The sequence below is a fragment of the Pseudobacter sp. genome, assembly GCF_051955275.1.
GTDB lineage: Bacteria > Bacteroidota > Bacteroidia > Chitinophagales > Chitinophagaceae > Pseudobacter.
Genome location: NZ_JBQCGW010000234.1, coordinates 1 through 22,797, shown reverse-complemented (window position 1 = coordinate 22,797; position 22,797 = coordinate 1). Strand labels below are relative to the sequence as shown.

General features: G+C 48.7%; 19 protein-coding genes. 6 read left to right on the top strand and 13 right to left on the bottom strand.

Annotated features, from left to right (window positions below; all coding sequences use genetic code 11):
- Together ACTHMC_RS20580 and ACTHMC_RS20575 are read left to right on the top strand one after the other, a co-directional pair.
- On the top strand, positions 1–466 hold a 466-nt coding region (locus ACTHMC_RS20580), incomplete at its 5' end, for a M28 family metallopeptidase (protein ID WP_440415976.1).
- A 115-nt stretch (positions 467–581) separates the two neighbouring features.
- Positions 582–1,433: a DNA alkylation repair protein gene (locus ACTHMC_RS20575; protein WP_440415974.1), complete on the top strand. Its 852-nt coding sequence runs from the start codon at positions 582–584 to the stop codon at positions 1,431–1,433.
- Between the two features lie 46 nt (positions 1,434–1,479).
- On the opposite strand, the gene argH is transcribed toward ACTHMC_RS20575, so the two are convergent.
- The 9 genes from argH to ACTHMC_RS20530 all read right to left on the bottom strand — a co-directional run bounded on the left by argH (position 1,480) and on the right by ACTHMC_RS20530 (position 10,919).
- Positions 1,480–2,781: an argininosuccinate lyase gene (gene argH / locus ACTHMC_RS20570; RefSeq protein ID WP_440415972.1), complete on the bottom strand. Its 1,302-nt coding sequence runs from the start codon at positions 2,779–2,781 to the stop codon at positions 1,480–1,482.
- Positions 2,778–3,851 (bottom strand): M20 family metallo-hydrolase, encoded by a 1,074-nt coding sequence (locus ACTHMC_RS20565; RefSeq protein WP_440415970.1) that lies wholly within the window; start codon positions 3,849–3,851, stop codon positions 2,778–2,780. The genes argH and ACTHMC_RS20565 overlap by 4 nt, the downstream gene beginning before the upstream one ends.
- Positions 3,844–4,629 carry an acetylglutamate kinase gene (gene argB, locus ACTHMC_RS20560; protein ID WP_440415968.1) on the bottom strand — a complete coding sequence of 262 codons (786 nt, stop codon included), beginning with the start codon at positions 4,627–4,629 and terminating at the stop codon, positions 3,844–3,846. The genes ACTHMC_RS20565 and argB overlap by 8 nt, the downstream gene beginning before the upstream one ends.
- A gap of 6 nt (positions 4,630–4,635) precedes the next feature.
- Positions 4,636–5,607, bottom strand: coding sequence for an acetylornithine carbamoyltransferase (locus ACTHMC_RS20555; RefSeq protein ID WP_440415967.1), 972 nt, complete (start codon positions 5,605–5,607; stop codon positions 4,636–4,638).
- A gap of 8 nt (positions 5,608–5,615) precedes the next feature.
- Complete coding sequence (locus tag ACTHMC_RS20550; protein WP_440415965.1) at positions 5,616–6,770, bottom strand: aspartate aminotransferase family protein; 1,155 nt, start codon at positions 6,768–6,770, stop codon at positions 5,616–5,618.
- A 20-nt stretch (positions 6,771–6,790) separates the two neighbouring features.
- Positions 6,791–7,798: an N-acetyl-gamma-glutamyl-phosphate reductase gene (gene argC / locus ACTHMC_RS20545; protein WP_440415964.1), complete on the bottom strand. Its 1,008-nt coding sequence runs from the start codon at positions 7,796–7,798 to the stop codon at positions 6,791–6,793.
- 2 nt (positions 7,799–7,800) lie between these two features.
- Positions 7,801–9,000, bottom strand: coding sequence for an argininosuccinate synthase (argG, locus tag ACTHMC_RS20540; RefSeq protein ID WP_440415962.1), 1,200 nt, complete (start codon positions 8,998–9,000; stop codon positions 7,801–7,803).
- Positions 9,001–9,017: 17 nt separating this feature from the next.
- Entirely contained in the window at positions 9,018–9,731 is a 714-nt protein-coding gene (locus tag ACTHMC_RS20535) for a GNAT family N-acetyltransferase (protein ID WP_440415961.1), read from the bottom strand.
- A gap of 429 nt (positions 9,732–10,160) precedes the next feature.
- The gene (locus tag ACTHMC_RS20530) at positions 10,161–10,919 is read right to left on the bottom strand and encodes a geranylgeranylglyceryl/heptaprenylglyceryl phosphate synthase (protein WP_440415960.1); all 759 of its coding nucleotides are present in this window, start codon (positions 10,917–10,919) and stop codon (positions 10,161–10,163) included.
- Between the two features lie 938 nt (positions 10,920–11,857).
- Between ACTHMC_RS20530 and ACTHMC_RS20525 the strand changes: the two genes are divergently transcribed.
- The 4 genes from ACTHMC_RS20525 to ACTHMC_RS20510 all read left to right on the top strand — a co-directional run bounded on the left by ACTHMC_RS20525 (position 11,858) and on the right by ACTHMC_RS20510 (position 18,089).
- On the top strand, positions 11,858–15,235 hold the full coding sequence (locus tag ACTHMC_RS20525; protein WP_440415959.1) for a vitamin B12-dependent ribonucleotide reductase: 3,378 nt from the start codon (positions 11,858–11,860) through the stop codon (positions 15,233–15,235).
- 206 nt (positions 15,236–15,441) lie between these two features.
- The gene (locus ACTHMC_RS20520; protein ID WP_440415957.1) at positions 15,442–16,545 is read left to right on the top strand and encodes a Fic family protein; all 1,104 of its coding nucleotides are present in this window, start codon (positions 15,442–15,444) and stop codon (positions 16,543–16,545) included.
- Between the two features lie 115 nt (positions 16,546–16,660).
- Positions 16,661–17,311: an SMI1/KNR4 family protein gene (locus ACTHMC_RS20515; protein ID WP_440415955.1), complete on the top strand. Its 651-nt coding sequence runs from the start codon at positions 16,661–16,663 to the stop codon at positions 17,309–17,311.
- A gap of 40 nt (positions 17,312–17,351) precedes the next feature.
- Positions 17,352–18,089, top strand: a complete 738-nt coding sequence (locus ACTHMC_RS20510; RefSeq protein ID WP_440415953.1) for an SMI1/KNR4 family protein — start codon at positions 17,352–17,354, stop codon at positions 18,087–18,089.
- A gap of 47 nt (positions 18,090–18,136) precedes the next feature.
- On the opposite strand, the gene ACTHMC_RS20505 is transcribed toward ACTHMC_RS20510, so the two are convergent.
- Genes ACTHMC_RS20505 through ACTHMC_RS20490 form a run of 4 tightly spaced genes read right to left on the bottom strand, consistent with a single transcriptional unit; the run spans position 18,137 to position 22,546 of the window.
- Positions 18,137–19,075, bottom strand: a complete 939-nt coding sequence (locus ACTHMC_RS20505; RefSeq protein WP_440415952.1) for a hypothetical protein — start codon at positions 19,073–19,075, stop codon at positions 18,137–18,139.
- Positions 19,076–19,081: 6 nt separating this feature from the next.
- Positions 19,082–20,524, bottom strand: coding sequence for an MBOAT family O-acyltransferase (locus ACTHMC_RS20500; RefSeq protein WP_440415950.1), 1,443 nt, complete (start codon positions 20,522–20,524; stop codon positions 19,082–19,084).
- A 30-nt stretch (positions 20,525–20,554) separates the two neighbouring features.
- Complete coding sequence (locus ACTHMC_RS20495; RefSeq protein ID WP_440415948.1) at positions 20,555–20,800, bottom strand: acyl carrier protein; 246 nt, start codon at positions 20,798–20,800, stop codon at positions 20,555–20,557.
- Between the two features lie 6 nt (positions 20,801–20,806).
- Positions 20,807–22,546 (bottom strand): HAD-IIIC family phosphatase, encoded by a 1,740-nt coding sequence (locus tag ACTHMC_RS20490; protein WP_440415946.1) that lies wholly within the window; start codon positions 22,544–22,546, stop codon positions 20,807–20,809.
- Positions 22,547–22,797: the final 251 nt, after the last annotated feature.

Below are 22,797 nucleotides of genomic sequence, written 5' to 3'. Positions count from 1 at the left end.
AGCCTTTACTGCTGAAGAAGTAGGTGGTTTCGGTTCCAAGCATTTCTCCGAGCAATACAATCCTGCCAAAGTGATGGCCATGTTCAATATTGAAATGATCGGTACAGAAAGCAAGTGGGGAACCAACTCCGCTTTCATCACCGGTTATGAGAAAACAGATATGGGCAAGATCCTGGAAAAGAACCTGGAAGGTTCCGCTTTCAAGTTCTATCCCGATCCTTATCCTGATATGCAGCTGTTCTATCGTTCAGACAATGCAACGCTTGCCAGGCAAGGTGTTCCTGCACACACTATTTCCACTTCCAAAATGGATGCAGAGAAATATTATCATACGCAGGAAGACGAATTTGAAACACTTGATATGAAGAATATGGCAGAGATCATCAAGTCTATTGCTATCAGCGCTACATCTATTGTAGCAGGAAAAGATACTCCATCAAGAGTGGATACAAAGCAGTTGAGATAGTCAGTTTTGAAATACAGACATCATTATAACCAACAGGCGCATCGACCCGGTGCGCCTGTTGCATTTTTATGGAAATAAAAAAATATCCGGATGCTGCTGACTGCGGGAGCGCAGGATGGCTGATGCTGGTATCGAGTTCATGTTCTTCCCGGAATATATTGAAATGTTCGGCCAGGATCATTTTGAGGCCTCTGTTGACCTGATAGAATTCGTTACCCAGTTCACCAGTTGTGAATTTGCCGTGAGGCCATTCCTGATCCGGTATGGACAACGGATGACGGATCAGATGATCAGTTGGTCTCTTCATCCTGGCCATAAAGTGCGCAGACTGGCCAGTGAAGGAACCCGGCCCAGACTGCCCTGGGCAATGGCCCTGCCGGCATTCCGGAAAGATCCCAGTCCCATTCTTCCTTTGCTGGAAAACCTGAAAGCAGATGACTCTGAATGGGTGAGAAGAAGTGTTGCCAATAATCTGAACGATATTTCAAAAGACCACCCGGAATTAGTGATGGAACTGGCGGAAAAGTGGAAGGGGATCGGTGCTGAAACTGATGCCCTGATCCGCCATGGCTGCCGCGGCCTGCTTAAACGTGCACATGCCGGTGCACTGGCATACTACGGCCTTGATGCTGTCAGCGGAATTCAATTGAGCGGACTGGAAGTTCTTACTCCCAAAGTAAAGGTTGGTGAGTCGCTTAGTTTTTCATTTACTGTCAGGAATGAAAATGATACCGAGCATAAACTGAGATTGGAGTATGCCATTTATTATGTGAAGCACATGCAGAAGACTTCGAGAAAAGTGTTCAAGATCAGTGAGCGGAGTATTGGAGCAGGGCAATCAATTGATTTTGTCCGGGATCAGAGTTTTAAGCCGATCACTACAAGAAAGTATTATCTCGGGATGCATAGGGTGGCCGTGATCTGTAATGGGGAGGAGTTGGCGGAGGGATGTTTTGAGTTGAAATAGATTTCAAAATAAGCGGCGGAGCTATTTATGTGTAGTCTATCTCTTCCTATGCAAATTTTGAAACAACCCTGTTCATCTCCTCCACAATCTTATCATTACAAAGATTTCCCAGGCTTCCTTCATGCGTATGATGCAATTGTTTCTTGTAATCGAAATTGAAATTTCCCGATTCGATATCATTACCCACCTGCTTGTATGCTTCGCGGAAAGGAATGCCTTTGTTCACTAATTCATTCACGGCTTCCACGCTGAAGAGGTATCTGTATTTTTCATCATCCAGGATGCCTTCTTTCACGCTCATATTGGACAGCATCAGCTGCATCATTTCAATGCATGCTTTCAGCTCTTCAATGGCCGGGAAGAGGATTTCCTTGGTGAGCTGCAGATCACGGTGATAGCCGCTTGGCAGGTTGTTCACCAGCAGGGTCAGTTCATTGGGAACGGACTGGATGCGGTTGCATTTGGCGCGGATCAGTTCAAACACATCGGGGTTCTTTTTGTGCGGCATGATGCTGCTGCCGGTAGTGAGCTCTGAAGGGAATGAAATGAAACCGAAGTTCTGATTGATATAAAGGCAGCAATCCATGGCCAGCCTGCTCAGGGTATTGGCAATATTACCGATGCCCTGTCCGAGGATGCGCTCTGTTTTACCACGGCTCATCTGCGCATACACGGCGTTCCAGTTGAGCGTGCCGAATTGCAGCAGCTCTGTGGTGCGTGTGCGGTTGAGCGGGAAGGAAGATCCGTAACCAGCGCCACTTCCCAGCGGATTCTTGTTGGCAACGTACCAGGAGGATGACAGTACATCCAGGTCATCCACCAGACTTTCAGCATAGGCTCCTAACCATAAGCCAAATGATGAAGGCATGGCGATCTGAAGATGCGTGTAACCTGGTAAGAGAACAGCTTTATGTTTTTCGCTGAGCGAAATAAGCAAGTCGAATAATTTTTTGGTGGCATCCTTGATGGCCAGTACTTCGGAACGCAGGTAGAGTTTGATGTCTACAGCAACCTGGTCGTTACGGCTGCGGCCGCTATGGATCATCTTGCCGGCTTCGCCGATGCGTTGCGTGAGCAGCAGTTCCACCTGTGAGTGCACATCTTCCACATTCTCTTCGATGCGGAACTTTCCGTCTTTGATCTCTTGTTGGATCTGCTCCAGGCCGGCAACGGCTTTGGCTGCATCTTCTTTACTCATCAGTCCAACTTCACCGAGCATGGTCACATGCGCGATAGAGCCCTGTACATCAAAGGGGGCGAGCAGGATATCAAATTCCTTATCTCGTCCTACGGTGAAGCGCTCTATCTGTTCAGACACGGAAGTGCTTTCTTTCTGCCACAGTTTCATAATACCTGGTTTAAGAGATCAATGTATAAGGCGATGCCTGTTTCAATTTCTTCGATATAAATAAATTCATCGGCAGTATGGCTGCGCGCTGAATCTCCTGGTCCCATCTTCAATGCCTGGAAGGGCATCAGGGCTTTGTCGGAAGTGGTGGGCGACCCATAATACGTTCTACCCAATGCGATACCGGCTTTTACCAACGGATGGTCAAGTGCGATACTGGTGGAGCGGAGACGTGTGCTGCGGGGAGCCACTTCACTCCGGATGTTTTCACGGATCACATCCAGTATCTCCTCAAATGTGTACAATTCATTTACACGCACATCCACTACAAACCTGCACTGGGCAGGTACTACATTATGTGCTTTGTTATCAGTTTCTATAACGGTTACGGAGGTTTTCACGGGACCGAGCAATCCGGATACTTTAGGGAACCTGTAGGTGCTGAACCATTCGATATCTTTCAATGCTTTGTAGATGGCGTTCTCTCCTTCCTCGCGTGCGGCATGACCGGCACGGCCATGACTCATGGCGTCCAGCACCATCAGCCCGCGCTCGGCAACCGCCATCTGCATTTGTGTGGGCTCGCCAACAATGGCGCATGCAATGGGAGGCAGTTCCGGCAAGAGGATCTCGATGCCTTCCTTACCGCTGATCTCTTCTTCGGCAGAGGCTGCAAAGAGCAGGTTATACTTCAGGTCAGTGCGGTCATAAAAGTGCAGGAAGGTGGCAAGCAGGCTCACCAGTGGTCCACCAGCATCATTGCTGCCCAGGCCGAACAGTTTTCCATCCTTTACGATGGGGCTGAACGGATCGAGCGTATAGCCTTTGTTGGGCTTAACGGTATCGTGGTGGGAGTTGAGCAGGATGGTTTCTTTGCTGCTGTCGAAGTGCTTGTTAACAGCCCAGATATTGTACTTGAACTGTCTGGCTTCGATGCCGCGCTCTTCGAGGAATATGCGGAGGATGGCAGCCGTATCCTGCTCTTCCTTGCTGAAAGAGGGGGTGGCGATGAGTTGCTTCAGCAACCCGGTCACGCTTTGCTGCAGATCCTGTAATGATAGGTTATTCATGTACGATGCTTGTGCCGGCTGTTCCGGCGATCAGTGCTGGCAGTTCTTCCGCTTTTCCGATAATTACTTTTTCCACGCCACTGCGGATGGCTGCAAAGGCATTATCCAGTTTGGGGATCATGCCTGCGAATATTTTTTGTTCTGCTTTTAATGCTTCGTAGTAAGCAGGATGGATGGTGGAGATAACCGTATTGTCATCGTTTGCATCCAGCAGTACGCCGCTCTTCTCAAAAGAATAGATCAGTTGCACATTGTAATGTGAACTGAGGCCTTTCGCTGTTTCCTGCGCAATGGTGTCTGCATTGGTATTCAGCAGTTGCCCATGCCCGTTATGTGTGATGGGAGCCAGCACTACAGTCATTTTGAGGCTGAGGAGTGCATGCAGGAGCGCTGCATTCACTGCATCCACATCTCCTGCAAATCCGTAATCGATGCCGCCTTTATCGCGTTTATGAGCGAGGATGGCGTTGCCATCTGCGCCGGTAAGGCCGATAGCGTTGCAGCCATGCGATTGCAATGAAGCTACCACACGCTTGTTGATATCACCTGCGTATACCATGGTAACGATCTTCAGGGTTTCGGCATCCGTGATACGGCGGCCATCCACCATGGTTTGCGGCACTTCCATTTTCTCTGCCAGCTGGGTAGCCAGTTTGCCACCGCCATGCACCAGCACCTTGTTGCCGGGCAATGCTGCGAAGGATTGCAGGAAGTCTGCCAGTTTCGCCTCATTGTCGATGATATTACCGCCGATCTTTACTACGTACAGAGTTTCCACGCGTGATTATTTGGATCTGAGGATGTTTGACAATACAGCCTGAGCCGCCCATACGCGGTTGGATGCCTGCTGGGTCACAATGCTATTGGGGCCGTCCAGGATCTCATCGCTCAGTTCCACATTTCTTCTTACAGGCAGGCAGTGCATCACTTTCGCATTGTTGGTGGTGCCAAGTTTCTGGTTGGTGAGCATCCAGGCGGGATCATTGCAATAGATCTTGCCGTATTCGTTATTGAAAGTGCTCCAGTTCTTCACATACACAAAGTCTGCATCCTTCAATGCAGCTGCCTGGTCATGTGTAATGGTGGCGCCGTTGGTGAACTTTGTGTCGAGCTCGTAATCTTCCGGGTGGGTGATCACAAAGTCTGCATTCCCCCAGGCATTCACCCATTGGGAGAAACTGTTGGCCACACATTGCGGGAGCGGCTTCACGTGGGGAGCCCAGGTGAGTACGATCTTCGGCCTTCGACCTTCCGGCAGCGGGTTTGCTTTCAGGGATTCCGTAATGGTGATGATATCTGTGAGGCTCTGCAATGGGTGCAGGGTGGCGCTTTCCAGGCTCACCACAGGAATGCCCGCGTAGCGGATGAACTGGCGGATGAACAATTCACTGTAGTCGTCATCGCGGTTCTTCAGGGAAGGGAAGGTGCGGATGGCGAGGATGTCGAAATATTTTCCCATGATCGGCGCTGCGTCTTTCACGTGCTCCACGGTGCTGCCGCTCATGATGGCTTCGTCTTCAAATTCCAGCGCCCAGCCTTCCTGTCCCACATTGAATACGATGGCTTCCATGCCCAGGTTCTGCGCAGCGATCTGCGTGCTCAGCCTGGTACGCATACTGGGATTGAGGAATAACAGGCCGATACGTTTGTTGGCTCCCAGTAATTTATCGTGTAATGGATGCTGCTTGTATTCCAGCGCCTGTGATACCAATGCCGGAATATCCTGAACGTCTTCTGCGGAGATGAATTGTTTCATTAGTTGTGTCAGTGTGCTGGTGAAGAAACCATGGATTCGATCGTTGCTGTGATGGCCATCAGGAACTGGTCTGCATCCTGTTTGGTGAGGGCCAGTGATGGCAGCAAGCGGATCACGTTTGGTTTTGCTTCGCCGGTGAATATCTTGTTTTCCCAGATTAATTTCTTGCGGAGGTCTTTCAGGTTCTCAGGCACATCGAAGCCGATCATCAGTCCCCTGCCGCGTACATTCTGCAGTTCGGGGATCTCTTTCAGTTTTTCCATGAGGTAGTTGCCCACTTCGGCTGCATTGGCCAGCAGGTTCTCTTTCTCCATCACTTCCACTACTGCTAACGCTGCCGCACATGCGAGATGATTACCACCGAAAGTAGTGCCGAGCATGGAGTGTTTTGCCTGAATGGAAGGAGCGATCAGGATACCGCCGATCGGGAAGCCGTTGCCCATGCCTTTGGCCATGGAATAGATATCGGCGTTCACACCTGCGAAATCATGGGAGAAGAACTTACCGCTTCTGCCGTATCCGCATTGAATACCATCTGCAATATAAATAGCTCCGTACTCTGTGCAGAGGGACCGGATCTTTATGAGGAATTCAGGAGTGGCTACATTGATACCGCCCACACCCTGTATGCCTTCAATGATCACAGAAGAGATCTCGCTGCCCTGTGCCTTGAAACAGGCTTCCAGAGCGGCTTCATCGTTGAAGGGTAAGAAGATGATATTCGGGTTCTGGTTAACAGGAGCTACGATAGACGGGTTATCTGTTGCAGCAACTGCCAGTGAAGTTCTTCCGTGGAATCCTTTTTTGAAGGCAATGATCTTTTTGCGGCCGTTCACAAAGGAAGCGAGCTTGAGTGCGTTCTCGTTGGCTTCCGCACCGGAGTTCACGAGGAAGAGTTGATAGTCTTCCTTGCCTGACAGTTTTCCGAGTTTGGTAGCCAGTTCTTCCTGGAGCGGCATACGCACGGAGTTGGAATAGAAACCCACTTTGTTCAGCTGGTCCGTGAGGCGCTCCACATAATGTGGATGCGAATGTCCGATAGAGATCACGGCATGGCCGCCATACAGGTCGAGGTATTGCGTCCCCTGATCATCCCATACATTGGAGCCTTTGGCTTTTGCAATGGTGATGTCATTGACAGGATAAACGTCGAAGAGTTTCATTATGCTGATTTTCCTTTGTTCTAAAAATAGTTTGCCTTCAGTCTGAGACCGGCGCATTCATCCAGGCCGGACATCAGGTTCATGTTCTGAACTGCCTGTCCGGATGCACCTTTCAGGAGATTGTCGATCACAGAGTGCACCACCAGTTTGCTGCCCACTTTCTCCAGCTGGATCACACATTTGTTGGTGTTGACGGCCTGCTTGAGGAAGATGGGATCTTTGCTCATTACGGTGAATGCTGCATCCTGGTAGAAGTGTTCATACATGGCCTGCAGCTCTGTTTCGCTCAGGTCGCAGTCGATCTGCGAGCTGATGAAGATGCCGCGGGTGAAGTCGCCGCGCCAGGGGATGAAATCCAGATCACTTGGTTTTTTGCCATTGGTATCAGCTGCTCCGAATCCGGGTTGAAGCTGTGCGAGGCTCTGGCTGATCTCTTTCACGTGCTGGTGGGTGAGCGTTTTATATGCTCCGATATTGTTGGCCCTCCAGCTGAAATGGGATGTGGCGTTGAGGCTCTGGCCTGCGCCTGTGGAGCCTGTGATACCGGTGGTATGCACTCTTTCCAGCAGACCGGCCTTGGCCAGTGGTAACAATCCAAGCTGGATGGCCGTGGCAAAACAGCCTGGATTGGCGATATTGGTGGCGTTGCGGATGGCTTCCTTATTCAGTTCAGGAAGACCATATACAAATGTCCTGTTATCGATAGTGGTATTGGGTTGCAGGCGGAAGTCCTGGGAAAGATCAATGATCTTTACATGAGGTGCGATGGGATTCTCCTGTAAAAATTTCCTGGCTTCGCCATGGCCCACGCAGAGGAAGAGCACGTCGATATCCTGGCTCAGGTCGGCGGCAAACACGAGTTGTTCGCCTATCAGGTCCTGGTGGATCGAGCTGACGGGTTTTCCGGCATTACTGCGGCTATGGATGAACGATATGCTGACATTGGGGTGATTGATCAGGAGCCTGATCAGTTCACCGCCGGTGTACCCGGCCCCGCCAACAATACCGATGGATATATTGGATGACATTGTTATTTCTTGTTTTCTTCTGTTACTGCATTCCAGATGGCTGTCTGGTTACCGAAGATCTTGGAGAAACCTCTCACGTCTTCTCCGCTCCATCCGTTATTCATTTCTCCGTACTTGCCGAATTTGCTGCTCATCAGGTCATACTTGCTTTCGATACCGATGATCTGGAATCGATAGGGAGCGAGGTGAACATATACATCGCCGGTAACGTTCTGCTGAGCGTTTTCGAGGAAGGCTTCGATATCGCGCATTACGGGATCGAGGATCTGACCTTCATGGAGCCAGTTGCCGTAGAATTGTGCCAGCTGGTCTTTCCAGTTGAGCTGCCATTTGGTGAGCACGTGTTTTTCGAGTGCGTGGTGTGCTTTGAGGATCACCATGGGAGCGGCTGCTTCAAATCCCACGCGGCCTTTGATACCGATGATGGTGTCGCCTACGTGGATATCGCGGCCTACGCCATAAGCGCCGGCGATGCTTTGCAGGTACTGGATGGCTTCAGCAGGATGGCCGAATGCTTTTCCGTCAACAGCTTTCAGTTCGCCTTTCTCGAAAGTAAGTTTCACTTCACGCTCTTCTTTAGCTGTAACCTGTGTGGGCCATGCTTCTTCCGGCAGCATGCCTTTTGAGTTGAGGGTTTCTTTACCGCCAACGCTGGTTCCCCAGAGGCCTTTATTGATAGAGTACATGGCTTTGCTGAAGTTCATGTCAACTCCTTTAGCCGTCAGGTATTCAATTTCTGCTTCGCGGCTCAGTTTGAGATCGCGGATGGGAGTGATGATCTCCACGTTGGGGATCATGATGTGGAAGATCATATCAAAACGCACCTGGTCGTTTCCGGCTCCGGTAGAACCGTGCGCCACTGCTTCGGCATTGAGTTTCTGTACATGTTCTGCGATGTGAACGGCCTGTACCAGCCTCTCTGCGCTTACGCTCAGCGGGTAGGTATTGTTCTTGAGCACGTTGCCATACACGAGGAAACGGATGATACGGTCGTAGTATGATTTTACTGCATCTACGGTAGTGTGTGATTTAACGCCGAGCTTATAGGCATGGGCTTCGATCTGCTTCAGTTCTTCTTCGCTGAAACCGCCGGTGTTCACAATAATGGAGTGAACTTCATAACCTTTATCTTCTCCGAGGTATTTAACGCAGTACGACGTATCGAGGCCGCCGCTGAATCCGAGTACAATTTTCTTTGCCATCGCTTCTTCCAGGTGATTTAAAAATTAAAGATCTGTTGAAACAGTTTTTTTGTTTTGTTGGCAGGTTTGCCGTCTTTTTCTTTATTGAGGAAAGGTTGCAGGAATTTCCACTGCTTGATGCGGAGGAGTCTTTCCAGCACGCTTTTCTTTTCTTCAAAGAATTCTTTTGTTTCCTGTGGCTCATAGTGATCCTTGGGATCAAAGAGCATGGCGGTACAAAGGCAGTTCTTACGTTCCTTGCTCATAAGGATATCGTAGTTGACACAGCTTTTGCAGCCGGCCCAGAAGGCTTCATCCTGGGTGAGCTCGGAATAGGTGACAGGTTCATAACCGAGTTCGCTGTTGATCTTCATCACGGCAAGGCCGGTGGTGAGGCCGAAGATCTTGGCTTCCGGGTATTTCTGTCTGCTGAGATCGAAGATCTTGCGCTTGATCATTTTGGCCAGGCCTCCTTTCCGGAAGTTGGGGGAAACGATCAGGCCTGAGTTGGCAACATAGCCGCCATGTCCCCAGGTTTCAATATAGCAGAAGCCGGCCCAGATGCCATCCTGGTTAAAGGCGATGACGGCTTTTCCTTCGCGCATTTTCAGCTGAATATAGTCGGGGGATCTTTTAGCGATGCCGGTGCCCCTGGCTTTTGCGGAGGCGGCCATTTCATCACAGATGATCTGAGCAAAGCCCAGATGTGATTCATCAGCTACAAGAACCTGGAATTTTTGTTGTGTTTCCATTATATGGCTCTACAATAAAAAGGGTGAACAATGACAATGACGTTTCAGACAATTCTATGAGGGAACGCAGATGAACCCGCCAATGGCCGGGCCTCATAGTTCCAATTTTCAGATCAGGGGGATACTATGGTAGGTGAGTATCAACGTCGTACATGAACGGGAACCGGGTGGAAGTAAAAAACTGTACGGAGCTGTACAGGAAAAATCCCACGCACTATGGTACTGGCGGTAAGGGCCAGAACATCAGCGAGTGTATAGTGGAGATTTTTTTGCATTTCTCTAATGGATGTACTTTGTACTCAATTTTGTTTAACCGTACAAATGTAAACACGTTTTTTGGTTTACAGGGGATTTTATGTGTAAAATTTTCGTTTACATTTTCCGGCGATCTGCCGGACCTGTGTAGCCAATACGTTAAAAAGCAGGCTTTTATTTGCTGATGACCGGAACGGAGTGGATGGCGGCGCTCATTTCGCGGATCAGGCCTGCATCTTTTTCGATGGCATTTCCGATCACGATCAGGTCTGCACCTGCCTTGCAGTTGCGATAGGCCTTCTCCGGGTCAGTGATGCCGCCCCCGATCACGAGGGGAACTTCAATCACCTGGGAAACCTTTTCGATCATGCTTTCCGTGATAGCCCTCCGGGCGCCACTGCCTGCGTCCATATATATGAGTTTCATGCCCAGCATTTCGCCGGCCATGGCCGTGCACATGGCAATCTCATTTTTGTCTGCCGGAATGGGAGTGGCATTGCTGATATAGCTCACGGTGGTGGGGGCCCCCCCATCTATCACCATGTAACCGGTGGAAATGATCTCCAGCCCGCTTTGCTTTACCTGGGGCGCAGAGATTACGTGCTGCCCGATCAGCAGTTCCGGGTTACGGCCTGAAATGAGAGAAAGGTATAAGAGTGCGTCCGCATGTCTGGACAATTGGGAGGGGGATCCCGGGAATAGTACCACGGGTATATTACATTCTTTTTTCACCTGCATCACCACCTCATCGAGATGGTTGGATACAACGAGGCTACCACCGATGAGGAGATAGTCTACGGATGCGTCCATTGCCAGGGTGGTCAGTTCAGTGATCTTTTCTACGGTCACTTTATCCGGATCAATGAGAACGGCAAACGATTTATGTCCTTTCGCTTTCTGTGAGAGTAGTGATTGGTAAATACGATTCGTCATGCCTGTGCTATTGGATCTCTGCAAAAATGCGAAAACTTTTCCGTAATGCCGAGGGGGATTTTTACTCTCTGTCAGGGACATATGAATTTTTCTTTTTCTCATTTTGGTTGTGGCCGGGGGCGGGTATTGGTTGGACGGCTGTAAAACATACCAACCTGTTGTTCTATTGGGGGCTTTGGTGGGGTGAGATGGGGCGTTGGTGCAGATGATCAGGGTCCGCGGCTTATGTTTCGAAGGCCGCCAACCAATACCCGTCCCCGGCCAGGACACCCAGAGAAGGCAGGAGAAAAATTCATAATTCACATATGCCTGCAGAGAGTAGGTGTAGGGAGAGATGGGGCGAGAGGTGCTGCTCTCTGATTTGAGTTTTGATTTGCGGTTAGGGGAAAGTGTAAGGAGAACATGGGGAGGAGAGGAATGGTGAGAAAGATTTTGAGCGGCTGATATTAAGGCAGCATTAAGATTTGTGAAGATGCTAAAATACCCAGATGCAGAAGTAGTTTAAGCAGGGGTATGATGGATCACTACTACAATGAGTTTGTTGGGATTCATCCTTCGTATGTGCTACATTGTTAGTATATGGTTCTGGTATCAGATTTGAAGTGGAAAACTGCCGATGGAAAATTTAATGCGGAAACCTGCGAACTAATTTCACAAGGTGATGTAATTTAAAACGGCCCATCTTCTGCAACCGGCATGGGCACTGAATTCGTGGGAATAAATAATAGGATTTTTTATGATGAAAACCAAAAAAAGTTTGCCGGAATCCGGCTGGAAATTCTTTAAAATTCCAGGAAAGCAATACCAGCAAGGGAACCGCAATTTTTCCCCCCTCTTTTCCACACGCTGTGCATATTTATAGGTCTGGAATCTGGTTGTCAAAAGATACTTTCGTTTTCCTCCTTTTACCATTTATCTAATGAATAATTACTAACCTTATGACACAAAAAAAGCAATCTGTTAAGGGTTTGCAGTTCAGCCGCCGCTTTACCCGGGAGGGTGTGGACGTGTTTGATCTGTTCGAGTACGATTACCGTACCTCAGTGATCCGCAATCCCAGCGGTGAAGTGGTGTTTGAAATGACCAATGTGGAGGTTCCGAAGCAATGGTCGCAGATTGCTACCGATATTCTTGCCCAGAAGTATTTCCGTAAAGCCGGTGTTCCGCAGGCTGATGGTTCCACAGGCCGTGAGACCTCGGTAAAGCAGGTAGCCCATCGTATGGCCAATTGCTGGAAAGTGTGGGGGGAACGCTACGGCTACTTCGCGTCAGCCAAAGATGCCCAGGTGTTTTACGAAGAACTGGTGTACTGCATCCTCAACCAGGCCTGTACGCCTAATTCTCCCCAATGGTTCAATACCGGACTTCATGAGAGCTATGGCATCAAAGGTAAACCACAGGGTCACTATTATGTGGATCCGGTGGATGGACAACTGAAAAAATCAACTTCCGCATACGAACGCCCCCAGCCACATGCCTGCTTTATCCTCAGTGTGGAGGATGACCTGGTGAATGATGGCGGTATCATGGACCTCTGGATGCGCGAAGCCCGCATCTTTAAATATGGCAGTGGAGTGGGAACTAATTTCTCCCAGATCCGCGGAGAAAACGAAAAACTCAGTGGCGGCGGTACCTCCAGCGGCCTCATGAGCTTTCTGAAGATCGGTGACCGCGCAGCGGGCGCCATCAAATCCGGTGGCACCACCCGCCGTGCAGCCAAGATGGTTTGTCTTGACCTTGACCACCCAGAAGTGCTGGAATTCATCAACTGGAAAATGGAGGAGGAAAAGAAAGTAGCTGCCCTCATCGCTGCCGGTTACCCCAGCGATTATGAAGGAGAAGCCTACCGGACGGTAAGCGGGCAAAACTCCAACAACTCCGTTCGTATCCCCAATGAATTCTTCGCAAAGCTTGAAAATAATGAGGACTGGGAACTGAAAGCCCGTACAGACGGTCGTGTTATGAAAAAAGTGCCGGCCCGCGAAGTATGGAACCAGATCGCTTATGCGGCCTGGCGCTGCGCTGATCCCGGCACACAGTACGACACCACTATCAATGAGTGGCATACATCCCCCAAAGGAGGCCGCATCAACGCATCCAATCCCTGCAGCGAGTATATGTTCCTCGACAATACCGCCTGTAACCTGGCCTCCGCCAACCTGCGCAAATTCTTTGACGAGCAAACCAACACCTTTGATGTGGAAGGGTTTGAGTATACCTGCCGTCTCTGGACGGTAGTACTGGAAGTATCTGTGCTGATGGCGCAGTTCCCTTCCAAAGAAGTGGCGCAACTGAGCTACGACTATCGTACACTCGGCCTCGGTTACGCCAACCTGGGCTCCATGCTGATGGTGATGGGCATTGCTTATGATAGTGAGGAAGCCCGCGGCATCGCCGGTGCGCTCACTGCTATCATGACCGGCATCGCTTACAAAACATCCGCCGAACTGGCCAGCATCCTCGGGCCTTTTGCACGTTATAAAGAGAATGCAGAGGATATGATGCGTGTAATGCGCAATCACCGTCTTGCTGCCTACGATGCTGATGAATATGAGAACCTGAGCGTGAAGCCTGTTGGCATCAAAGCAAAGTATTGTCCGGACTATCTTCTCAAAGCTGCTACCAGGGCCTGGGACGAAGCCGTTCAGCTTGGTGAGCAGTATGGATACCGCAATGCACAGACAACAGTGATAGCCCCAACAGGTACTATCGGCCTGGTGATGGATTGTGACACTACCGGTGTTGAGCCTGATTTCGCACTCGTGAAATTCAAGAAGCTCAGTGGCGGCGGTTATTTCAAGATCATCAACCAATCCGTTCCTTCTGCCTTGAAGAACCTGGGGTATAATCAGAAAGAGATCGATGCCATTGTGAAATATGCAGTAGGTGCAGGAAATTTTGCCGGCGCTCCGCATATCAATCACCAGACGCTGAGCGAAAAAGGATTCATTGCTGAAGAGATCAAAAAGCTCGATGCCGCTGTTGGTTCCGCTTTCGAGATAGGTTTCGTGTTCAATGTGTACAACCTGGGTGAAGAGTGTCTGCAAAGACTGGGCTTCAAACCTGAACAATATTTCAATTTCGAGTGGAGCCTGCTGGAAGCGCTTGGTTTTACTGATGAGCAGATTGAAGCAGCCAATGATTATGTATGTGGCACCATGACCGTTGAAGGAGCTCCTTACCTGAGAGCAGAGCACCTGCCTGTTTTCGATTGTGCCAACAAATGCGGCAATAAAGGTGTAAGATATATCCATGCACACGGGCATATCCGTATGATGGCAAGCGCACAACCATTCCTCAGTGGTGCGATCTCCAAAACCATCAACCTTCCGAATGAAGCGAATGTGGAAGAGATTGCTGATGCCTATATGATGAGCTGGCAACTTGGTCTCAAAGCCTGCGCCCTCTATCGCGATGGCAGTAAACTCAGTCAGCCACTCAGCAACAAGAGCGATAAGAAAAAGAAAACGGAAGACAGCGCAACTGCAACTGCTGAACAACCAGCTGTTGAGCAGGCCCCTGAATCGAATATCGTTGACATGGGCAAGCTCACTATTCAGGAACTGCTGGAAGAAGTGCAGAAACGTGTACAGTCTTCTCCTGATACCAAACTGAAACGTGAACTGGCCCGCATTGTGGAGCGCAGAACACTGCCAGCCAAACGCAGGGGCTATACGCAGAAAGCCAAGATCAACGGGCAAACCATTTTCCTCCGTACCGGAGAATACAATGATGGTACTGTTGGTGAGATCTTCATCGATATGGCCAAAGAAGGCGCTACCATGCGCAGCATGCTGAACTGTTTCGCTATTGCTGTGTCCATCGGACTTCAATATGGTGTTCCGCTGGAAGAGTATGTAGAGAAATTTGTGTTCACCCGTTTCGATCCCGCCGGTATGGTGGACCATCCGAATATCAAGAGCACTACTTCCATTGTTGACTTTATCTTCCGCGCACTGGCCTACGAATACCTGAAACGTTCTGACCTGGTGCATGTGCTGGATAAACCTGAAGTGATGAACACGGGTTCTGATGACTGGGATGAGATCCCCACCTCCCTGGAGTACGATCCATCTCCTGAACTGAGCGATGTCCGGGTAGTGGCCAGCAAATCCAGCTACAAAGCGCCGGAGCCTGAGCCCGCAAAGAACCGTGCTTCAGTGAAAGCTGAAACCGGTGGACTGGATGCCATGAATGCAGCAGCCAAGAGCATGCAAAGTGATGCGCCTGCCTGCAATACCTGCGGACATATTACCATCAGAAGCGGCACCTGCTACAAATGCCTCAACTGCGGCAACAGCATGGGGTGCAGCTAAAAAATAAATGAATAGGACGGACTCTGCATAAGCCCGCCGGGAAACTGGCGGGTTTTTCATTGAAAATGAGTGGTTTAGTAGGCTGTGAGCCGATTAAGGTGGTTATTCGGCTCAAATTCCAGGTCAATTTTGAGCCGATTAGAAAATTATTCGGCTCAAAAATAGTGGTATATTTGAGCCGAATAACCGCCTTAACCGGCTCAAATATGTATAATTGGGAGCAGCCTGACTGGCCGGATTTTAAATATGATCTTCAGCCTCTTGAAGAGGTTTTATTGCAGTTTGCCCTGGAAACAGGAGACGTAACGGGTATGCTCCGGGGCCTTCCTGAGAATGTAGCCCAGGAAACCATCACGCAGCTGTTGATTGCTGAAGCCATCAAAACTTCGGCTATAGAAGGGGAGTTTTTCAGCCGGCAGGATGTGATGTCATCTGTCAGGAATCGCTTAGGACTTAATCCGATACCAGATAATGTAAAAGATAAACGTGCGCAGGGAGCAGGTGAGTTGGTGGTAGATGTGCGCAATAGTTTTTCGGAACCACTGACTGAAGAAAAATTATTCGAATGGCACCGGACTTTGCTGAAGCAAAGCCGTCACGTGAATACGGGTGCCTGGAGAAAAGGTGAAGAGCCGATGCAGGTGATATCAGGGGCGTATGGCAGAGAAACGGTACATTATGAGGCGCCGCCATCTTCAATGGTGCCTGCGGAAATGCAGCGATTCATTCAATGGTTCAATGATACGGCACCCGGTGGAAAGTTTGCGATAAAGCAGGCACCTGTGCGTTCCGCTATTGCGCATCTGTATTTCGAAACGATACATCCCTTCGAAGATGGTAATGGCCGCATCGGCAGGGCCATTGCAGAGAAAGCATTATCCCAGACTGTTGGCAGGCCGGTATTGCTAAGTCTTTCCGCTACTATTGAAAAGAACAAGCGTGCTTACTATACAGCCTTATCCTCCGTGCAGAGAACAGGAAATGAGATCACAGAATGGATGACTTATTTCTGCGAGACCGTTCTGTTAGCACAAAGAGAAGCGAAACAGTTGATAGAGCTCACCCTGAAGAAGACAAGGTTTTTTGATGAGAACAAATCGAAACTCAATGAGCGGCAGCTCAAAGCCATCAACAAAATGCTGGATGCCCTTCCTGAAGGATTTGAAGGGGGTATGACTGCGAAGAAATACATAAGCATTACAAAAGCTTCCAAAGCCACGGCCACCAGGGATTTGCAGGAGCTGACGGAGTGGGGTGTGCTCATTTCAGCAGGCGGTGGAAGAAGCGTACATTATAATCTCACTCTATAGCCCTCAGCTAAAACCGAAAGACCCTATGACCCTTCTGGAGCAATTCAAAATCTTAATCAGCGAAGAATATAAAGATCATTCCGGGGAACGATACCGGATTAAACCGCTTGATGGAATGACAGAAACCGAACTGTCGGAATATGAGTTTGCCTGCCCCTCTCAGCGATTACCGGAAAACGTAAAAGAACTGCTGAGATTTGCGAGAGGTTTTCAGTTGAGCGAGTATGAAGAGTTTGATTTTACCGGTATCGGACGATTCGGGCTTGAAGACATCTTCCCTCACTCCATTGAGCTTGCCGGTGATGGCGCCGGGAACTTCTGGATCATCGATGTAAAGAGTAACGGGGATTGGGGGCCTGTATATTATGCAGAGCATGAACTGCCCGTGATTGTGAAGCAGGCAGATAGTTTGCAGGTGATGTTGGAGCAGTTATACCAGGATTGCAAAAACCGGAACAAAGATTCATTCTATTATGTTGTTGAAGATAATATTGATGAAGTTAATGAAGCACCCGGGCGTGGCTTGATGAATATGGATGAAGCACGGCAGTCCGGCGACCCGGTGCTGCTGGCCATCAGTAATCAATATGGTGATAATTTTGCAATAGCTGACCTTCGTAATAAACCAAATGGAGCGGGCTTCAATTGTGGAGTATACGGAAAGGGTGACAGGGACTATGAAGCTATCCGTTACAAAGAAGAACCTATCTGGATCTTCGAGAAAAAGAAGAATAAGGGATTTTTATCCAGGCTTTTTGGTGGATGATTTTTGAAGGCTGCTTTATTCAGAACCAAAATTTAATCCCATGTCACCCATCCAGGCATTAAAGGCATTGCTCAACGACCGGTTCACCTCTGAAGATGGTAAAGAAATCCGCGCAACGGCTTTAAAAGGGTTGACGATGCCTGAGATCGATGATCTCAGGAAACTCCTGCCGGGCAAAGGAATGCCCGACGAGATTGTGGAACTCATCCGGTTCTCCTCTGGCTTTAAATATGATTTTTTCGATGAGATCAGTTTCATTAATGCCGATACTTTCAACCTGGAGGCCTTCTTTCCCAATGTTGTTGAACTGGCGGGTGACGGGACCGGAAATTTCTGGTTGCTGGACATCGACTATGAAGGCAACTGGGGGCCGGTTTATTATGCCTGCCATGAACCGGCGGTGATCATGAAGCAGGCGGAGAGCCTCACTGATTTCATCAAACAGATCCATAACTGGGCAAAGCAGGGTGATGATGCCCTCTTCTTTCAATTATGTGATGAGGGAGTTAACAAGATCAGAAAGCTGCGTAATGGAGGATTCATAAGCACCCAAACTGCAAAATCATCCAATGACCCCGTGTTGAGAGATTTTGCTGCAACACTGCCTCCGGAATATCTGGTAGCAGATCTTCGAAACAAACCCATCGGTTCGGGTTTTGCCTGGGGGGAATATTATTCCGTAAAAGATAAGGATATCCGCTGTAAGGATCTGCCGCTCTGGGGCCTGAAACCCAAACAATCACAGGGTTTCTGGAGTAAGCTGTTCAGAAGGAAATAAAACAAAAAAGCCCGGAGAACCGGGCCTTTCATTGTGTATACTAAACTTTACTTTGCCGACTGATTTGCTATGTATTCGTTGATGAATTTTGCTGTGGCCAGCTCGGCCCCTTTCTTATTCAGGTGGCCTTTCGTTCCAAAATATTCAAACTGGTAATTCAGGTAATCTCCCAGATAATGCCATTCGAAACCTTCTTTTTTACAATACTCATCAAAGGCTGCGAGGTGCTGCTTTGCTGCTGCACTTGTATCAGCGCGCCCTAATGGTAATGTAAACAACACAGGTTTGATATTGTTGTCTTTGCAGGTCTTTATTATTCTCTTGAAGTATTTATAACCGTCTTTGGCATCATTCAACTGAAAGTCTGTGCTCACAAGACCGGTATCTGAATTGTCGTAACGGTTGCCGTAATCATACCTTGAGCCTGAAGTGGTATCGAAGTCGGGCTTCATGAAATGCGCCCAGGTATCGGAGAAGATATGCGGCCCCCAGTAGTAATTGTATTCGGCATATTTCCACATGGGAACGTAGCGGTCGAAGTACCATTTAACGCCGTAGGGTTTGTAAAAACCGAACACTTCCTCATAGTTCATATAAGGCATCATCCGGCCATCGGCAATATCGGTCAGTACTTCCGTATTGATGGCGCTGGGGTTATCGATACAAAAGAAAAGTGTATTGGCCTTGTTCTTGTTGCGGTTGAAAAAGATGTCTGCCAGTACGCTCTGGGTGCCGATAAGGCTACCATCCAGGGAGATATTGATACCTTTCTGGTTGAGGAGACTGTCTGCCACACCAATATCAAATCCCACATACGAGTGTGAAGCGCCGAGCACTACATAATCATATTGTTGCTTCTCTTTCTGAATGATCCATTGCGTTTTGTACAGCATGGTGTTCCTGTACCTGCTCTCCATCCAGAAATGCATCGTTGTGGCGATCAGTGCCAGAATAATCAATCCTGTGATAACATATTTGGGTCTCATGATCGCTTAGAATTGAAAGTAAATAAAGCTTTGTGCATTCTTGAATGAGCCAAAGAATACGAATAACAGGAACATGTATCCGAACACGGCATACCGCAATGCGATATTGCCTTCATACTTCTCTTTCCATTTTTCGTTCCTCCAGAATTTCTCCAGTATCAGGAAGTTGATCAGTACAAACACACCAACCAGCAGGGAGTACTTGATGGCTGCTGTGAAAGTGGGGAACTGCGCAATGAAATTCTCGTAATTGAAAATGCCTTTGATCACACGGAAGGCCGTGGCAAATGAATCAGCGCGGAAGAATATCCATACAAACTGCAGGAAGAGGAAAACCAGCATCTGGCTAAGTCCATTGTTGAGCCAGAGCGGAAGTTTACCCATTGTTTTCTTTCTCCACTTTTTCGTCAGGAATTCATAACTCATGGCGATACCATGCAGCAGGCCCCAGATGATGAATGGCCAGCCCGCACCATGCCAGAGACCGCTGATGAAGAAGGTGAAACAGAGACCGAACACTACGGCCCATTTGCCCCAGTCGCGGCGATTGATCACGATCGGTGTATACAGGTAATCATTGAACCAGGTGGAAAGTGAGATATGCCACCTGCGCCAGTAATCAGAAATGGTTTTGGCCTGGAAGGGGAAGTTGAAATTCTTCATCAGGGTGAAGCCCATTACCCTTGCAGAGCCGAGCGCGATATCAGTGTAGCCGGAGAAGTCGCAATAGATCTGGTACGCGAAAAAGAAAGTGCCGATAAATACCCATACAGTATTGTATCCATAAGCGCCGCCATACATGGCATCCACTACAATGGACAAACGGTCTGCGATCACCACTTTCTTGAATAATCCCCAGGCCATGAGACGGAGGCCGCTCATTACGCGGTCATAGTCCCAGGTCATTTTCTCATGCATCTGGTGCAGGATGTTCTGTGGCCTTTCGATGGGGCCGGCTACCAATTGTGGATAGAACATCACATAGAGTGAGTAGATCCCGAAATGTTTCTCAGCTTTCTGATTGCCACGGTATACCTCGATAGTATAGCTCATGGCCTGGAAAGTGTGGAAGCTCAGACCGATCGGTAAGATGATGGTCAGATAAGGTATCTGGTTCTCATATCCGAAGAGATTGCAGAGACCGGTGATGTTATCGTTGATGAAGTTGAAATACTTGAATATTGCCAGCACGCCGATATTGGCTATAAGGCTTAGTACCAGGAAGCGTTTCCGGGTAGCTGGTGTTTTTGCGTTTTCGATCCAGATACCTGCATAATAATCGATCACAATGGTGAATCCCAGGATCAGGATGTACTCCGGTTTGAAGAACATATAGAATCCGCAGGAAGCGATCAGAAGCAGCAGCCACCGCCATTTGTGTGGCAGGCCGAAGTACAGGGTAGTGACAAAAACGAAAAATATTAAAAACTCAATCGAATTGAATAACATTCATCCGGTTTAAAGGGTTTACAGATACTACTATGCGGCCAGTTTGCTTTTCACGGCATTTACCATATCGCCTACATTTTTCCAGCTCTGGATCTCTGATGCAGTGAACTTTATTTTATAATTCCTTTCGATAGCTACTACCAGTTGAATATGATACAGGCTGTCCCACTCTTCAATATCAGCGGCGGTGGTTGCTTCCGTCAGCTTGATATCCTCGTTGTCAAGTACGTCCACAAAAATCTCGTTCAACTTTTCCAGAATCTGTTGCTGTTCCATATTGTGTTATTTTCTTTTGATGTATACTTTTTTATCGTTGGGGTAACTGTCGGTCTGCAGGCTGTAATTGTTCTCAGATGTAGTGCTGAAGCCGAGTTTGGGGTAATGTTCTTTCACCAGTTCATTCTTTTTGGTGGGAAGATATTCTCCCAGCACCAGTTTGAATCCGTTCTTTTCTGCCAGCTCCATGATGTTCTGGAGTGTGAAAATTTCCATTCCTCTTTTCAGAACACGGCAGCTCATGATCCAGCTGTCTACAAACAGTGTATCCTTATCTTTCTTTTCCAGTATGATAAACGCTATCAGGCCATAATCCCCGTAAATATCTTTCAGGGAGAAGCTGAGTGTGAAATGATCGGGTGATTGAGCGATGCGTTTGATATCTTCTTCGGTATACCGTATAGTGCGCAGATTGAACTGGTTGCTGCGCTGGCTCAGTTGGGCGATGCGGGGGATAGTGAAACTGTCGAAAGGTTTCACTTCGCATTCCATGCCAAGGCTGGCGAGGAATTCTTCTTCATTGGCGAAGCTTTTCTGCAGTGTATTGCGGTTGGCTTCTTCCTGGTATAGTTTGGTTCGCTGCTCATCTTCCTCTGTGAAGCTGGCTGTTTCAAAAAGGTTGAGGGTGCGCAGGTAAGGCATGTACTCTGCGGGGTCTTCGGGAAGGTCGGGCACGGTGATATCGGGGATATTCTGTTTTACCATTTCCCTCTCGAAGGGGTTGTCATCCAGGAAGACCATGGAGTCGAACCCGATATTGAGAATGCTCTGGATATGCCGGATATTGTCAACCTTGGTTTCCCAGTTGGCCACAAAAACGGCGATATCTTCCAGGCGGAGCTTCATATCAGGGTGACTGATGAAGGGCTCTTTGGCGATGCTCTCCGTATTCTTGGAGCAAACAGCGATGATGATTCCGCGTTTCTTCAATTCTTTGGCCCAGAGCTGGAGGTCAGTGAAGGCCTTACCCAGTCCGAGGTCTCCCACCTGGATACCTTCCATGCCATCGTCTCCGATGATGCCACCCCAGGTGGTATTGTCGAGGTCCAGGATCAGGCATTTCTTGAAACTGCCGGCGATGGCCTGGATCACTTTATGGAGTTGTGCTGCAAGTTCAGGGAGGATATCTATGCTGAACACCATATCCGCGCTGATATACATTTTGGCATCTGAAAGTTGTACGTATCCCTTTTGTGCAACCAGGGCGGCCAGGTCAACCAGGAAGAGGTTCTTTGATTCCTGCGCCAGGTCCATCAGGCCCATATTGATCTTACGGAGCTGGTAGAGGAAGGAGCCCGGGGTTTTGGTGCTGAAGTTCCCGAACACGGCATCGTTGAGCTCGGGGAAGGTGTTGAAGATCACGCGGGTCTTCAGCTGGCTGTTGATCTGCTGGTAAAGGCTGGCGGCGTAGGCGGTCTGTTGGGCGCCGAACTGCGCTTTTTCTTCACCGGAGAGGGAATAGAATTTTTTGAGCAGTTTTTCGGAACTGCGGAGAATGATCACATAATCGGGCTTGCTTTCGTACAGTTCAGAGCCCGGGTCAAAGACCTGGAGGTCGATCTGGTTATAATCAGCCTCGAAAATATCGTAGTGCACGCCTTCGGCGATGCCATATCCTTTGAGTGCCTGGTGGATGAACTGGGAAGCGGAATCGGCCACAATCGCAACACGGATGGTCTTCATTCCGTCTACGGGCTTCTTGAGAAACTTCTTCAGCGCTATAAAACTCCGGTTATCAGGTGCCATATGCTATGATTCAAATGTCGCTTTACGATTATTTGTAATATTATCACCAGCAAGACCTATGGTAAATTTCTCTGCTATAACTCAGAAGAACGCTGAAATATTGCAAGATTAAAGAGGTTGCCTGTGATTAGCATTTCATGGTATAGGAGATTAATGAAAAGGCTATTCTATAGGCTATCAGCAGGGTGCGAAGATAATATATAAGATCACAAGGAACAAGGGGCAATGCCAAATCCCCGGGTGTTTGGGTG

Excerpts from the sequence above, each read along its gene's own strand:
- ACTHMC_RS20490 (WP_440415946.1), bottom strand. The coding sequence starts at position 22,546 with ATGGCACCTGATAACCGGAGTTTTATAGCGCTGAAGAAGTTTCTCAAG.
- argH (WP_440415972.1), bottom strand. The coding sequence starts at position 2,781 with ATGAAACTGTGGCAGAAAGAAAGCACTTCCGTGTCTGAACAGATAGAG.
- ACTHMC_RS20520 (WP_440415957.1), top strand. The coding sequence starts at position 15,442 with ATGTATAATTGGGAGCAGCCTGACTGGCCGGATTTTAAATATGATCTT.
- ACTHMC_RS20565 (WP_440415970.1), bottom strand. The coding sequence starts at position 3,851 with ATGAATAACCTATCATTACAGGATCTGCAGCAAAGCGTGACCGGGTTG.
- argG (WP_440415962.1), bottom strand. The coding sequence starts at position 9,000 with ATGGCAAAGAAAATTGTACTCGGATTCAGCGGCGGCCTCGATACGTCG.
- ACTHMC_RS20575 (WP_440415974.1), top strand. The coding sequence starts at position 582 with ATGGCTGATGCTGGTATCGAGTTCATGTTCTTCCCGGAATATATTGAA.
- ACTHMC_RS20505 (WP_440415952.1), bottom strand. The coding sequence starts at position 19,075 with ATGAGACCCAAATATGTTATCACAGGATTGATTATTCTGGCACTGATC.
- ACTHMC_RS20550 (WP_440415965.1), bottom strand. The coding sequence starts at position 6,770 with ATGAAACTCTTCGACGTTTATCCTGTCAATGACATCACCATTGCAAAA.
- ACTHMC_RS20555 (WP_440415967.1), bottom strand. The coding sequence starts at position 5,607 with ATGAAACAATTCATCTCCGCAGAAGACGTTCAGGATATTCCGGCATTG.
- ACTHMC_RS20495 (WP_440415948.1), bottom strand. The coding sequence starts at position 20,800 with ATGGAACAGCAACAGATTCTGGAAAAGTTGAACGAGATTTTTGTGGAC.
- ACTHMC_RS20510 (WP_440415953.1), top strand. The coding sequence starts at position 17,352 with ATGTCACCCATCCAGGCATTAAAGGCATTGCTCAACGACCGGTTCACC.
- ACTHMC_RS20515 (WP_440415955.1), top strand. The coding sequence starts at position 16,661 with ATGACAGAAACCGAACTGTCGGAATATGAGTTTGCCTGCCCCTCTCAG.
- ACTHMC_RS20535 (WP_440415961.1), bottom strand. The coding sequence starts at position 9,731 with ATGGAAACACAACAAAAATTCCAGGTTCTTGTAGCTGATGAATCACAT.
- ACTHMC_RS20525 (WP_440415959.1), top strand. The coding sequence starts at position 11,858 with ATGACACAAAAAAAGCAATCTGTTAAGGGTTTGCAGTTCAGCCGCCGC.
- argC (WP_440415964.1), bottom strand. The coding sequence starts at position 7,798 with ATGTCATCCAATATATCCATCGGTATTGTTGGCGGGGCCGGGTACACC.
- ACTHMC_RS20530 (WP_440415960.1), bottom strand. The coding sequence starts at position 10,919 with ATGACGAATCGTATTTACCAATCACTACTCTCACAGAAAGCGAAAGGA.
- ACTHMC_RS20500 (WP_440415950.1), bottom strand. The coding sequence starts at position 20,524 with ATGTTATTCAATTCGATTGAGTTTTTAATATTTTTCGTTTTTGTCACT.